Raw genomic sequence first — 12,823 nt, 5'->3', positions numbered from 1 at the left:
TCTACGGCGCTACCGGTTCGACGGCGAATCCCGCACCGTACAGCTGGAAGTGCTGCGCCGGCGCGATGGCGAAAGGCCAGCTGCGTTCGCACTCGCCGTCGGCATCCAGCCGTCCTTGCAGCACGATGGCGCCGCCGCCGTCTATCACCCGCAGCAAACCCTGCTCGCGCAGCAGGCGCGCCGCGAACGGCGCTTCCGGCGACAGGCTCAATATCACCTGCCAGCCTGCCCCCTGCGGCAGGAAGTGCAGCGTCCAGCAGTTATCGTCGGTCACCAGCGATTCCAGCGCCACCGCGCTGGAGGCCGCGCGCAGCATGCCGCTGCTGCCGCTCCATACCGGATCGTTGGCGGCCTGCGGCTGCGACTGAGACTGAGACTGTGCCCCTCCGGCGCGACGCTCCAGCGACAGTTGACGGAACCGGCGCAGCGTCAACGGCGACGCCGCCAGCGCCTGCCGCTCGTTCGGTGTCAGCACCCGGCTGCCGTCCAGCGCCGCCAGCAGCGTGGCGTCGGCCAGCATCAGGCGGTCGCCCGGGGCGGCGCGCGCCAGCAGCATACGCTCCCGCAGCCGTGCGTCTTGCTCATCTTGTGCTGATTTCAATTCGTTCTCCTTCATTTCGCCGCCAACGCCGTGTTGATGTTGGCCGCGTACAGCTTGTCGATCGCTTCATTGCGGCGCTTGCGCAGCGTCGGCATCGAAATCTGGTCCAAAGCCGCAAGTTGCTGCAATGTGGGCAGCTCGCCGGTAGCCGGGTCCAGCCAGGCGTCCGGGTAGGTGTCGTCGGCCGCGCCCAGCAGTTTCTGGTACACGGCCAGCCGGATCGGCAGCGTTTCGTCGCGCAGGATGCGCAATGTCCAGCTGCCTGCCTCCTGCGCGGCCCGCGCCAATTCCAGATAGCGGGGGGGCAAGGAAAGCGCGCCGGCAACCGACTGCTCCACCGTCAGTTGTTCCGCGCTTGCCGGCGGCGAATCCGCCAGCGCGCCGTCGTCGAGGCTCTCAGCATCGGCGGCGAGGTCGAATTCGTCGGTGGCGGGTGCATCGAGCAGACGGTCCTCGTCCTGCAAGCCGCCCTGCGCTTCCTGCTGTTCGGACTCGCCGATCACGCGCCAGTAGTCTTCCAGCCACAAGGCAGCTTCGCCGGCCTCGCCCTGCCAGTCGTTGGCACGGTCCATATTGGCCGACAATTCCTCATAATCGCCGATTTCGGTCAACATCGCCGCGATCTTGTCCGGACTGTTTTTCAGACTGGCGAAGCGCTTGGATTTGGTATGCAGCGGGCCCGGCGAGCCGCCGAACCGCTCCAGCGTCTCGCTCCAGCGAATGATCCACTCGGCCTTGCAGCCGCCGATGGCCTTCATCTGCCGCACCTCGATCGGGCTGCCGTCCAGCGGACGCCCCAGTATCGCGCCGACCTGCGCCGCGTGCTGCCGCCAGTCGGCGAACAGGCCGGCGATCTCGCGGTAGGCCGTGTCCAGCATCCGGTAGGTGTAGATTTTATTGGGCGAGCAGTCGCGACCCGTAGCGACGATGTAGTTGTCGGCGTCGACCTTGTCGCGCAGGCTGGCGTACATGTCGTTGATCTTCTTGCGCATCACACCCTCGGCGGCGGCATCGTGCCAGAAGGCGCCGCTGCGCGCATGCTCGCTAGCCACGGCCGCCATGAACGCCAGCCAGAACGCCGGCTGCGCCTGCAATTCAAACATCAGGCTAAGCGACAGCTCGTAGACGCTGTCGCCGTAGCTATTGCCCTCCGCCTCGGCGCGCGCCGAACGGGCGCCCGCGCGCAAGGCTGCGGCTACCGCATCGGTGTAGGCATCGAGCAGCGGAGCATGCTGCCCGGGGTCGGACACGTGGTGCATCTCAAGCTGCCGGAATGCCTGTAACGAGCAATGTCCCAGCAGCTTGCGCACTTGTTCCCAGCCGTGCTCCTGATACCGGGTTCCTGGCAAGCGCATACAGTCCTGTCAATAATAGAAAAACGAAAATAAGCGCGCTATGGCGGACGCCTCAAAATCATGCCACAAACGGAGCGATTTCATTGTCCCGTTTACAAGGCTATTTCCCCTTCTGTTCGCGGTTCTGCGCCGCCAGCGTCGACAACACCGCCGCCAGCACCGGCGCCGCATGCTCGCCGCCGGTCGCTTCCGAGTGGCTGACGAAGGCCGCCATCGCCAGCCTGTGCGTCTGGCCGGGCAGGCTGCCGGGCTCCAGCCAGCCGGTGAACCAGACGGTGGCGGTGTCCTCGCCGCTCGGCGCGGTGCCGGTCTTGCCGTACAGGCCGGGCCGCACGCCTACAAGCGCGGCGCCGCCGAACGCGCCGGCGCCGGTGCCGACATCGACCACGCCCTTCATGCCGGCCTTGATGCGGTCCAGCCGGATGCCGATCGGCTTCATCTCCGGCACCGTGCTGGCAGAGCGGCCCAGCGTCAGCAGCATGCGCGGCTGCACCACCTTGCCCTGCCCGACCGCGGCGGCGGCCAGCGCCATCTGCAGCGGCGTGGTCTGCATGCGCAAGCCGATCGACATTTGCCGCAGCTCGTGGCGGGTGTGGATGGGATCGAGATGGGACGGCGTGGCTTGCAGCGCATCCCAGCTGCGCCAGTTGAAATCGGCCGGCAGCAGGCCCCCGTCGAGACGCAGCGCCTGCTCGAAGCCGAGGCGATGCGCGGCGGCGACGATGGGGCGCACCGAATCAAGGGCATCGGCGTCGAGCGCCTGCAGGTCGGGTGCGCCGCCGTCGGCGCGGCCGAACAGGCTATGGTCGCTCAACTCGCCGGACCAGGCAAACCAGGTGTTGATGCTGTAGGTAAGGGCCTGCGCCAGGCCGAGGCGGCCGTCCTGCGCGCGCCGGTCCACGCTCTGCTCGTGGTAGTTGGTGATGTGGGCCAGGCGCGGATTGAGCGGATAGCTGGCGGCGTCCGTCTGGAAACCGAAGCCACGCTGTTGCGCCAGGCGGTTGATGGCGGGCAGCGGCATGCCGCCCAACAGCGCATCGATTTGCGGATCGCCCTTCGCCGCCATTTCCAATCCCAGCGCGCTGACCACCTTGAACGTGGAGCCGGGACTTTGGTGCGCGCCGCCGTCATGCTGCAGCGCCGGCAGGCGCAGCGGGCTGCGTGCGGGACTGGTGCGGTCGAAGTCGCGCACCTCGCTCCAGTTGGCGGCGTTGACTTCGCCCGCACCGGCGCCGGCGGCGGCGAGGATGTCGCCGGTCTCCGTGTCGAGGATGACCATGCCCGCGTGGCGGCCTTCCGGCGCGGCATGGCCACCGGCGCAGTCCTTGCCGTTCCAGCGGCCGCGCCGCATGCCGATGCAGTCCAGTACCTGCTGGCTGAGCGCCTGCAACGGCAAGTCCAGCGTCAGGCGGGCGCCGACCGCGCTGGCGGATGCCTGCGAGGTTGTCGCGACCGAGACAGGCAGGCGCGCCAGCATGCCCGAGATGCTGTTGGCATGATCGCTGCCGATGCCGAGCAACGGCGCCAGCCCGGCATCGATCGCCGATAGTGTTGGTGCGCCGTCGGTCCACAACAGGTTGCCGTTGCGGTCTTCCAGCTGGACCGGCGATGCGGCGGCCGGGCGTGGCAGGCCGGATGCGGCATCGCCGCTGGCCGGAGCCAGCGCCTGCCAGGCCAGCCGCCCGTTGACCACGCGCAGGTGGCGGTATTTCTGGTCTTCCGGCGTGTTGAAGTCCAGCGGCTGGACGTCGAGCTGCACGTTGCGGGCACCGGCTTGCAGCGTCAATGCGATTTGCTGGACGTCGGCCGGCGTGGCGCAGGCGCGGCCGGTACAGGCCGCTGCCAATTGGACGCTGGCACCGGTGATGCCGCCGGTCAGGCGACCAGCCAGCATCAGCTGCAGCACTTCGCCGCCCGCAGCGGCACGCGGCAGCGCGAGGCTTAGATGGACCAGCGGACGCGCGCCCTGCACTTCGCCGGCTTGCGGCCAGCGCGCAACGCGTGTCCACGGCTGCCAGCCTTGCGGCAGCGCGGCGAACAGGCGCGAGGCGGCGACCGGCATCTGGCTGGTGGTGGCGACTATGGCCGGCGCGCTGCCGGCGCTGCTGCCGCCCGTGCTGGCGCTCCAGTCCAGCGCCAGGCCCGCCGGGGCTTTCACGCGCCAGGCCAGCAGCCGGCGTTCGCTGTTGTAGATATCGATTTGCTGGCGGACGTAGGCGCCGTCGGCTTGATAGTACAGGCGCTTGAAGAGTTTCTGCGTGGCGGCGCCGGGTTTGACCTGCTTCCAGTCGTCCAATTCTGCGGCGCGATCGGCGCTGCCGGCGGTCTGCCATTGCGGCAGATCGCGCGGCGCCACTTCGATGGCGCCGACGGCGCTCAGGCGCAGCAAACCCTGGTCCTGCAGGTCGCCGAACAGCGACTGGTCTTCCAGCGCGGCTGGCGCGGCGGCAGGCACCTGGTAGGCGCCGGGGGCCAGGTAGGCACTCACCGCCCGGCCGCGCGCGGGAAAGGCGATCACCAGCGCGGGCAAGGGTTGCGAGTCGGCGGCGGGCGGCGCCTGGCGATACATCTGCACCAGCAGCTCGCCGGCTTGCGGACACATGACGTTGGCGCGGCGTTCGATGCGCAGCGCGGACGCGGTGCCCCACACCAGCCATCCCTGCTGGCGTAACGCGACCTGACCGCTTGCGCCCTGTTCGACCTGACCGAAGCCCGCGTCGCTGATCCAGCGCACAGCCTGCGTGCCGTGCCAGCTCAGTTGCAGCGGCTCGCTGAGCGGATCGCTGAAGTCGGCGCGGGCGGTTCCTTCGATCTGTACCTCGGGCATGGCATCCGCGCCGGTGCCGCGATCGGCCACCAGCAGCACGTTGCGCAGCGATATCTGCACATTCGATTCCTGGTTGCGCTTGACCCAGCGCTGCACGTCGTCGAAGCGGTAGCCCAGCCGCAGCGGCAGCAACCGGGTGTCGGTCGGGCTGCGCATCTGGCTGCACAGGTCGACGCGCACCGGCGGCGCAGCCTGCATGCCGGCCGCCACCAGCAAGGCGCCGCCGGCGTGCGTGCTGGTGCTGACGCCGGGTTGCGACGGCACCGAGAACGCAATGCCCGGCAGGACGGACTGATAGGCGTTGGCCGCGCGCACGCTGTTGGCCGCTTGCGGCGTGTTGGCCGTTGCGGCGGCAAGGTGGCGAGCATGGCCGGCGATCAGCGCGCCCCCGCCCGCCACCAGGCCGACGCCGGCGATGGCGATCCAGACGGCGCGATGACCGCTGCGCTCCGCGGCGCCTGCGGGGCCTCGCGACACGAGGCGCAACGCGGGGCGGCTGCGAGGATCGCTGGCGCCCCGGGCGCCGGCACGCAAATTGGCCTGGCGGCGGCGTGCGCGGCGGCGCTCGGCCCAGGCTTGCAGGATGGTTGTGATGAATCGCGGCATACGCCCCTCGCGCTGGTGGTCGGTGTCTGCCCATGCATAGCGGAGGGCCATGGAAAGCCGCGCTGTCCGGCCATTCCGTGGTCGAAAAGCCATCCCTTTATCGCGCCAATTTGCATTTCGCGCCGTCAAAAGCGCGGCTCGTCGCAATCCCGTGGCGGCTAGACGGGCCTTTGCATAAAGTGAGCACATCGAAACACCACTCACCACCGAAAGGAAGCAAAATGAACGTCCTGAAAAACTTCGAAGCCCTGTTTGTCGTCACCCTGGGCCTGGCCTGCGCCGCCACCTACTCGCTGGACGACGCGGAAACGACGCAAGCGCCCGCGCAAGCCAGCTACACCGCGCCTGCCGCCGCACGCAACATGCAAGTAGTGGTCGTCAGCGCCAAGCGCTTGACCGCCGAACAGAAAAAACAATCGTTGATCGAAGAAAGCAAAACCGCGCTGGCGGCAGATTCCACCGCAGCGAGCAAAATTTGAACGCCCGTAAGCACTTCGCCTGTACGCACAGCAGCCCTGCCGCGTAACAGGCGAAGCCGCTCATCTTCCGCCCGCCCCGCACTACCCCTCCTCGCCACCGGCTGTCCAGCCGCGCTACAATCCCAAGTTGTCCGACTTTGTGCGCCAGCGCACACTGCATCCGCATGTTTGTGTCATATGTAAAAAGTTGCATCAGTCAGCGCAACGCCTTGCGCCGCTTGCTATAGTTTATTCAAGCGTTGCAGGAAGACGCATACAAGGAGATAAATCATGATCAAGCGCTCGCACACCCTTTACGCCGCCGCCATGCTCGCCCTGAGCGCGGCAGCATTCGCTCCGGCCATCGCGTCAGCACAAGTCGGCGTCAGCGTGGTGATCGGAAATGCCCCGCCGCCTCCACGTTTTGAAAGCGTGCCGCCGCCACGGCGCGGCTATGTCTGGGCGCCGGGTTACTGGGACTGGCGCGACCACCGCCATGTATGGATAGGCGGCACCTGGGTCGTCGAACGTCCCGGCTACGTCTACACGGAACCGCGCTGGGTGCAGCGTGAGGGCCGCTGGTGGCATGAGGAAGCGCGCTGGGAGCGCGGCCCGAACGGCGACCGCGATCACGACGGCATTCCCAACAAATACGACCGCCACGACAACCGTGGCTACGGACGCGGTGACCGCGACCACGACGGTGTGCCGAACCGCTACGACCGTGACCGCGACGGCGACGGTGTGCCCAACAGATACGACCGCCGTCCTGACAATCCGCGCCGCGATTGAGCGGCTGTTCGATGAACGACGGCGATATCGGATTTGAAGTACTGGCCACGGCCGCCTACAAAGGCGAGCGCGTGGCCGCTCGCCGTTTGGCGGGCCGTTCGCAATTGCCGGAATCGGATGCGCTGCTGCAGGTGCTGACGCAGGCCGCCGGTGCGCAGGGACTGCCGCATTTGCTGGCCGAGCGTTCTGCCTTGCGTCAGCGCGACGAGCAGCGGCGCGTGGCGAAAATCGAAGAAAAGGCGCAACAACTGGCGTTGCGCAAGCAGCGCATGCAACCCTCCGCCGAATCCTGGCGGGGCTGGTTCGACGGCTCGGCGCATCCGAATCCGGGGCAGATCGGCATCGGCGCGCTGCTGTGCGGACCGGCCGGAGAACGCATCGAGATCAGCCGTCGCTCAGGCCACGGCAACAGCGGCGAAGCGGAATACATGGCGTTGACGGCTTTGCTGGAAGCGGCCGCGCAGGCGGGCGCGCAAGGATTGGTCGTCTATGGCGACAGCCAGGTGGTGGTCAACGACGTCAACCTGGGCACGCAGGCGATTGCCGCTGGTCGCGGCGCCAAGGGCCTGGAAGCCCATCGCGCGCGGGTGGTGGAACTGATGGAGTCGATGGGCACCGTCAGCCTGCGCTGGGTGCCGCGCCACCGCAACGGTGACGCGGACCGCCTGTCGCAGCAGGCGATAGACCGGACGGTGTGCGCCGACCGCTTAGGCGCGGCGAGCGATTTTTAGCGCCGGACGGGATGGTGCGACGCGCGCCGGGGCGTGAGTCCGGAACGGCATCGCCGCATTGCCGACCTTGAATACGCTGACCGCCTGCGCCAGCGCCGCGGCCTGCTGCTGCATCGACTCCGCAGCGGCGGCGGCCTGCTCGACCAGCGCCGCGTTCTGCTGGGTCACAGCATCCATGGCGCCGATGGCTTGATACACCTCGTTGATGCCCGCGCTCTGCTCGTTGCTGGCGGCGGTGATCTCGGTGATCATGTCGCTGACGCGATGCACGCTGCTGACGATTTCGCCCATCGTCGTACCGGCGTCGGCCACCAGCTTGCTGCCCTGGTTGACCTTCTCCACCGAATCGCCGATCAGTTCCTTGATCTCTTTCGCCGCCGATGCCGAGCGCTGCGCCAGGTTGCGAACTTCCGATGCCACGACCGCGAAACCGCGCCCCTGTTCGCCGGCGCGTGCCGCTTCCACCGCCGCGTTCAGCGCCAGGATATTGGTCTGGAACGCGATACCGTCGATGACAGCGATGATGTCGACGATCTTGCGCGACGACTGGTTGATCGAATCCATGGTGTCGACCACCTGCGCCACCACTTCGCCCCCCTTGACCGCGACCTGCGCTGCGGACGACGCCAGCTGGTTGGCCTGGCGCGCGTTGTCGGCGTTGTGCTTCACGGTTGACGTCAGTTCCTCCATCGACGACGCGGTTTCCTCCAGCGCGCCGGCCTGCTGCTCGGTGCGGCGCGACAGGTCCTGGTTGCCGGCGGCGATTTCGCTCGACGACGTGGTGATATGGTCGGTGCCGCTGCGCACCTCGTTGACGATGCCCAGCAGGCTGGCGTTCATGTCCTTCAACGCCGACAGCAGCTGGCCGGTTTCGTCGCGCGCGCTGTCGTCGATATGGCCGGTCAGGTCGCCGCCGGCGACGCGGCGCGCAGCCGTTACCGCCTGCCGCAGCGGACCGGTGATCCCGGTGGTCAGCAGCCACGAACTGACGGCGCCGAACGCCAGCACCAGCGCGGCCAGCACATACAGCAGCTTGCGGCTGCTGGCGGCGATGTCGTCGATATGGGCGGCGGTGGCATCGATCTTTGCGCGCTGCATCTTGAGCAGGTCCATCATCAGCGCCTGGTAGCTGGCGGCGCCCGGACGGAACACGGTCTCGAAGATCTTGTCGGCCTGTTCCAGCTCGCCGGCCTCCTTCAGCTTGGCCACCTGGTCGCGCGACGACAGGTACACCTTGCGCTGCTCGCCGATGCGCACGAACAGCGCCTTCTCGTCGGCGTCGACGATCAGTTCCTCGACTTTTTTCTGCAGTTCGGAAGAGATGGCGGAGGAAGCCTTGGATTCGTCGGCGAAGAATGCGCCCAGCGCAGGATCGCTGCTGCGGGCGATGGCCGTGGTGCGGCGGATGCCGCTATCGACCTTGCCATACCAGTCGGAGATCATGCGCTCCTTGGCCAGCGGCACCTGCATCATGTCGCGCGTGGCCGCAGCCACGCCCTGCAGCCGCCACACGCTGATACCGGTGATCAGCATGGCGAAGGCCAGGATAATGGTAAAGCCCAACGTCAGGCGCTTGCCGATACTGATATTCTCCAGCATCGTCATCGGTCAGGCCGCCAGCGCGGTGTTTTCGATCAGGCCCATGTCGGCGCTGGACATCAGCTTGTCGATATCGACCAGGATCAGCATGCGTTCGTCCAGGGTGCCCAGGCCGACGATATGGTCGGTGTTCAGCGCCGAACCGATTTCCGGCGCAGGCTTGATTTGCTCGGGCATCAGCGTGGTGACGTCGGAGACGCGGTCAACCACCATGCCGACCACGCGGTGGCCGATATTGAGGATGATGACCACGGTGAACTGGTCGTACGACGGCGTGCCGAGGTTGAACTTGATGCGCATGTCGACGATCGGCACGATGATGCCGCGCAGGTTGACCACGCCCTTGACGAAGGCCGGCGCATTGGCGATGCGGGTCGGTGTTTCGTAGCTGCGGATTTCGCTGACTTTCTGGATATCGATGCCGTATTCTTCCTGGCCCAGGGTGAAGGCCAGATACTCGCTGGCCGGGGAATTTGCGTGCAGTTCGCTGACGTTGCTGGACATGGTTTTTCCTTCATTGCTAAAGTGACTATGAGCAATGTTACCGCAAGTCAAGATCAAACGCACCAAATAAATACGTACAAGCAACAAATAGAGTTATTGCAATTTCCAGATTGGCTTTTCGACAATGATGGAGGAGGACACGGCGACCGGACGCGAAGGAACCGGAGTGGGAGCTGGGCCGGCCGCGGCCGCGCGCGGCGTGGCGATGGGCCGGACATCACGCTTGCCGGCGGCTATGGCGACGATCGCACCGGCGCCGATGCCCGCACCGGCGGGACGGACGGCGGCCCGGCCGTCCTCCCCTTTGGCCTGCAGGTACGGCGCGTGGGTCGGCGTATCGTCGAGCGCGAGCGCGCCGGAGCAGGATAAGCCGAACAGCATCGTTGCGAGCACCGGGGCAATTCGCATGGCAGGCCTTTTATTGTTAAAAGTCATTGTATTTTGCACAATCCCACTATACTTGTCCAGCAAACAATTTTTACCCCTCATTAAGTTCGGCTGCACAAGGGAGTCGACAGGCTGTATCATCTGGACAGACAGTCGAAACACGACGGGAGACCGATGAATAGCTTGCTGAACAGCTGGCACCCGCGCCTGGTTGCCTTGGCCAGCGCAGCCTCCGGACTTGACGGGGCGCACGACACCAACCACCTGCACCGCGTCTGGCGCAACGCCACCTTGCTGCTGGACGACTATCCCGAGGCGGACGCGCTGATCGTGCTGGCCGGCTGCTACCTGCACGACCTGGTCAACCTGCCGAAGAACGATCCCGAGCGCCACCTGGCCTCGCGCAAGGCGGCGCTGCTGGCCAGCCGCCAGCTGGCCGGACTCGATTTCCCGCCGAACAAGCTGGCCGCCGTCGCCCACGCGATCGAGAGCCACAGTTTTTCCGCCGGCATCCGTCCCGAAACCATCGAAGCGAAGATCGTGCAGGACGCCGACCGCCTCGACGCGCTGGGCGCGGTCGGCCTGGCGCGGCTGTTTTACACGGCCGGCCGCATGGGCACCGCGCTGGCGCACGCCGACGATCCAATGGCGCTGCACCGCGATCTCGACGAGAAGGCCTATGCGCTGGACCACATCGACACCAAGCTGGCCACCCTGCCCGGCAAGATGCAAACGGCGGCCGGACGCCGCCTGGCGCAGAACCGCCTCAATGAATTGACCGCCTTCCGCGACAGCTTCATCGCCGAATGGGCCGCCAGCCCGGCGGCGCCCTGACACTTTACAAATCCCTCATGACCACACCAGATTCCGCTGCTCCGGCCGCGCCGGAGGCCGCCACCGCCGCCGCCGCTCCCGGCAACCTCAATTTCATCCTGATCTGCGTTTTCATCGACATGCTCGGCATCGGCCTGATCGTGCCGGTGCTGCCGGTGCTGGTCGGCGAATTCACCGGCTCGCGCGACAACCAGGCCTACTGGTTCGGCATCATGAGCGCCGTGTTCGGCCTGATGCAGTTCATCTTCATGCCGATGCTGGGGGCGATCAGCGACCGCATCGGCCGCCGCCCGGTGCTGCTGTATTCGATGGCCGGCATGTGCATCAACTTCCTGTCGACCGCGTGGGCGCCCAACCTGGCCTGCCTGTTCATCGGCCGCGTGGTCGGCGGCATGTCGTCGGCCAGCATGTCGGTGGCGTCGGCCTACGCGTCCGACATCTCGACGCCGGACAACCGCGCCAAGAGCTTCGGCAAGGTCGGCGCGGCCTTCGGCCTGGGCTTCATCTGCGGCCCGATGCTGGGCGGCCTGCTGGGCAGCGTCAACCTGCACCTGCCGTTCTACGTGGCGGGCGCGCTGTCGGCGGCCAATTTCGTCTACGGCTATTTCGTGGTGCCGGAATCGCTGCCGCAATCGCGCCGCTCGCCGTTCAGCCTGGGCAAGATCAATCCGCTGGCCGCGCTGTTCCGGCTGGCGCGCCGCACCGACATCCGCGGCCTGGTGGTCACCTTCGCGCTGGTCACCTGCGCGCAGATGATGCTGCAAACCACCTGGGTGCTGTACACCACCTTCCGCTTCGAATGGACGCCGGGCCAGAACGGCGCCGCGCTGTTCTGCGTCGGCCTGACGGCGGCCGTGGTGCAGGCGGGCCTGCTTGGCTTGCTGATCAAGCGCTTCGGCGAAGTGCGCCTGTCGCTGCTGGGGCTGTGCTCCGGCGGCCTGACCTATCTGTTCTACGGCCTGGCCACGCACGGCTGGATGATGTATGTGCTGATCCTGTGTAACGTGCTGTCGTTCGCGGTCGGCCCGGCGCTGCAGGGCATCATCTCCAAGGCGACGCCGCCCAACGAACAGGGCGAGTTGATGGGATCGCTGCAATCGATCAGCAGCCTGGGCGTGATCTTCATGCCGCTGATCGGCACCGCCATCCTCGGCAAGGTCAGCCACCTGCCGGCCGGCGACTGGCGCATCGGCAGCACCTTCTTCGTCTGCGCGGCGATGCAGGCGCTGGCGATCCTGGTGGCGCGGCGCTACTTCGGCGCCCATCACATGCGGGCGTCCAAGCCATGAACGGCCGCGGTAGCGAATTGGCGGCGGCGATCGCGCTGACGCTGGCCGCCTGCGTCCTGCCGCGCGCCGCCAGCGCCGGCGGCCACCACTGCACGCGCGAGATCGCGGTGCCGGTGTCGGCCAGCGGCGCCAGCGTCATCACCGACGGGCCGCAAGTCGGCGGCATCTACCCGGACCTGCTGCGTGCCCTGAGCGCGAAAAACGGCTGCTCCTTCAACTTCAGCGTGGTGCCGCGCGCGCGCCAGGTGGCGATGTACAAGGCGGGCCAGGCCGATATCCTGGTGCCCGCCTCGCGCACGGCATCGCGCGACCAATACGGCACCTTTATTCCGATGATCAACCACCGCGCGATGCTGATCTCGATGGCCGGCAACCGCGCGCCCATCACCAGCGCGCAGAACCTGTTGGAGCGGCGCGAGTTGCGGGTGGCGGTGGTGCGCGGTTTCGACTACGGCGAGGCCTACTCTGCGCTGATGGCCGAACTGACGCGGCAAAACCGGCTGTTCGTCGAAGTCGACGTGGTGGCGGTGGCGCGCCTGCTGAACGCCGGCTCGGCCGACGTCACCATCATGGGGCCGACGCTGATGGCCGCCGCGATCCGCCGCGATCCGCGCGTCCACGGCATGCAGGAGAAACTGCGCTTCGAGGCGATCCCCGAACTGCCCTGGAGCGCGAGCGGCGCCTACGTGTCGCACGCGCTCAAGCCGGAGGACCAGCAAACGCTGACCGAAATGCTGGAGAAGGTCGGCAAGTCCAACCAGGTGATGGAAGGCTATCTGCGTTACTTCCGCGCGGACATGCTCAGCGACAGCGTGCGGCCGCGCCCTGCGAACTGACCAA

12 protein-coding genes are annotated in these 12,823 nt (G+C 66.9%); 6 read left to right on the top strand and 6 right to left on the bottom strand.

Annotation, left to right across the window (positions count from 1 at the left end):
• Position 1: 1 nt before the first annotated feature.
• From ACSQ3S_RS14030 to ACSQ3S_RS14020, 3 genes are all read right to left on the bottom strand, one after another.
• On the bottom strand, positions 2-601 hold the full coding sequence (locus ACSQ3S_RS14030; protein WP_436142733.1) for a hypothetical protein: 600 nt from the start codon (positions 599-601) through the stop codon (positions 2-4).
• Between the two features lie 11 nt (positions 602-612).
• Positions 613-1,956 carry a hypothetical protein gene (locus tag ACSQ3S_RS14025; protein ID WP_436142732.1) on the bottom strand — a complete coding sequence of 448 codons (1,344 nt, stop codon included), beginning with the start codon at positions 1,954-1,956 and terminating at the stop codon, positions 613-615.
• Positions 1,957-2,056: 100 nt separating this feature from the next.
• On the bottom strand, positions 2,057-5,389 hold the full coding sequence (locus tag ACSQ3S_RS14020; protein WP_436142731.1) for a penicillin-binding transpeptidase domain-containing protein: 3,333 nt from the start codon (positions 5,387-5,389) through the stop codon (positions 2,057-2,059).
• A 221-nt stretch (positions 5,390-5,610) separates the two neighbouring features.
• Between ACSQ3S_RS14020 and ACSQ3S_RS14015 the strand changes: the two genes are divergently transcribed.
• The 3 genes from ACSQ3S_RS14015 to ACSQ3S_RS14005 all read left to right on the top strand — a co-directional run bounded on the left by ACSQ3S_RS14015 (position 5,611) and on the right by ACSQ3S_RS14005 (position 7,370).
• A complete protein-coding gene (locus ACSQ3S_RS14015) occupies positions 5,611-5,868 on the top strand; it encodes a hypothetical protein (RefSeq protein ID WP_176650186.1) in 258 nt (85 codons plus the stop codon).
• 306 nt (positions 5,869-6,174) lie between these two features.
• Positions 6,175-6,639 (top strand): YXWGXW repeat-containing protein, encoded by a 465-nt coding sequence (locus ACSQ3S_RS14010; RefSeq protein WP_413447926.1) that lies wholly within the window; start codon positions 6,175-6,177, stop codon positions 6,637-6,639.
• Between the two features lie 11 nt (positions 6,640-6,650).
• A complete protein-coding gene (locus ACSQ3S_RS14005; RefSeq protein ID WP_436142730.1) occupies positions 6,651-7,370 on the top strand; it encodes a ribonuclease HI family protein in 720 nt (239 codons plus the stop codon).
• Here the strand turns inward: ACSQ3S_RS14005 and ACSQ3S_RS14000 are convergent.
• The 3 genes from ACSQ3S_RS14000 to ACSQ3S_RS13990 all read right to left on the bottom strand — a co-directional run bounded on the left by ACSQ3S_RS14000 (position 7,347) and on the right by ACSQ3S_RS13990 (position 9,881).
• Positions 7,347-8,975, bottom strand: coding sequence for a methyl-accepting chemotaxis protein (locus ACSQ3S_RS14000; RefSeq protein WP_436142729.1), 1,629 nt, complete (start codon positions 8,973-8,975; stop codon positions 7,347-7,349). The genes ACSQ3S_RS14005 and ACSQ3S_RS14000 overlap by 24 nt on opposite strands.
• A gap of 3 nt (positions 8,976-8,978) precedes the next feature.
• On the bottom strand, positions 8,979-9,473 hold the full coding sequence (locus ACSQ3S_RS13995; RefSeq protein ID WP_176650182.1) for a chemotaxis protein CheW: 495 nt from the start codon (positions 9,471-9,473) through the stop codon (positions 8,979-8,981).
• 93 nt (positions 9,474-9,566) lie between these two features.
• Positions 9,567-9,881 carry a hypothetical protein gene (locus ACSQ3S_RS13990; RefSeq protein ID WP_436142728.1) on the bottom strand — a complete coding sequence of 105 codons (315 nt, stop codon included), beginning with the start codon at positions 9,879-9,881 and terminating at the stop codon, positions 9,567-9,569.
• 153 nt (positions 9,882-10,034) lie between these two features.
• Here ACSQ3S_RS13990 and ACSQ3S_RS13985 point away from each other — a divergent pair, with 153 nt between their 5' ends.
• From ACSQ3S_RS13985 to ACSQ3S_RS13975, 3 genes are read left to right on the top strand one after another with little or no spacing between them, the layout of a single operon-like run.
• Positions 10,035-10,694, top strand: a complete 660-nt coding sequence (locus ACSQ3S_RS13985) for an HD domain-containing protein (protein ID WP_176650180.1) — start codon at positions 10,035-10,037, stop codon at positions 10,692-10,694.
• Between the two features lie 17 nt (positions 10,695-10,711).
• Entirely contained in the window at positions 10,712-11,983 is a 1,272-nt protein-coding gene (locus ACSQ3S_RS13980) for a TCR/Tet family MFS transporter (protein WP_436142727.1), read from the top strand.
• Positions 11,980-12,819 (top strand): substrate-binding periplasmic protein, encoded by an 840-nt coding sequence (locus ACSQ3S_RS13975; RefSeq protein ID WP_176650178.1) that lies wholly within the window; start codon positions 11,980-11,982, stop codon positions 12,817-12,819. The genes ACSQ3S_RS13980 and ACSQ3S_RS13975 overlap by 4 nt, the downstream gene beginning before the upstream one ends.
• Positions 12,820-12,823 lie beyond the last annotated feature (4 nt).

The organism is Duganella sp. LjRoot269 (genome assembly GCF_964254095.1).
GTDB classification, from domain to species: domain Bacteria; phylum Pseudomonadota; class Gammaproteobacteria; order Burkholderiales; family Burkholderiaceae_D; genus Rugamonas; species Rugamonas hordei.
Note: the sequence above shows the minus strand (reverse complement) of the source record. Positions and strands in the feature narration are given on the sequence as shown.

Coding starts and splice junctions, on each gene's coding strand:
- ACSQ3S_RS14025 (WP_436142732.1), bottom strand. CDS start 1,956: ATGCGCTTGCCAGGAACCCGGTATCAGGAGCACGGCTGGGAACAAGTG.
- ACSQ3S_RS14020 (WP_436142731.1), bottom strand. CDS start 5,389: ATGCCGCGATTCATCACAACCATCCTGCAAGCCTGGGCCGAGCGCCGC.
- ACSQ3S_RS14015 (WP_176650186.1), top strand. CDS start 5,611: ATGAACGTCCTGAAAAACTTCGAAGCCCTGTTTGTCGTCACCCTGGGC.
- ACSQ3S_RS14010 (WP_413447926.1), top strand. CDS start 6,175: ATGCTCGCCCTGAGCGCGGCAGCATTCGCTCCGGCCATCGCGTCAGCA.
- ACSQ3S_RS14005 (WP_436142730.1), top strand. CDS start 6,651: ATGAACGACGGCGATATCGGATTTGAAGTACTGGCCACGGCCGCCTAC.
- ACSQ3S_RS14000 (WP_436142729.1), bottom strand. CDS start 8,975: ATGACGATGCTGGAGAATATCAGTATCGGCAAGCGCCTGACGTTGGGC.
- ACSQ3S_RS13995 (WP_176650182.1), bottom strand. CDS start 9,473: ATGTCCAGCAACGTCAGCGAACTGCACGCAAATTCCCCGGCCAGCGAG.
- ACSQ3S_RS13990 (WP_436142728.1), bottom strand. CDS start 9,881: ATGCGAATTGCCCCGGTGCTCGCAACGATGCTGTTCGGCTTATCCTGC.
- ACSQ3S_RS13985 (WP_176650180.1), top strand. CDS start 10,035: ATGAATAGCTTGCTGAACAGCTGGCACCCGCGCCTGGTTGCCTTGGCC.
- ACSQ3S_RS13980 (WP_436142727.1), top strand. CDS start 10,712: ATGACCACACCAGATTCCGCTGCTCCGGCCGCGCCGGAGGCCGCCACC.
- ACSQ3S_RS13975 (WP_176650178.1), top strand. CDS start 11,980: ATGAACGGCCGCGGTAGCGAATTGGCGGCGGCGATCGCGCTGACGCTG.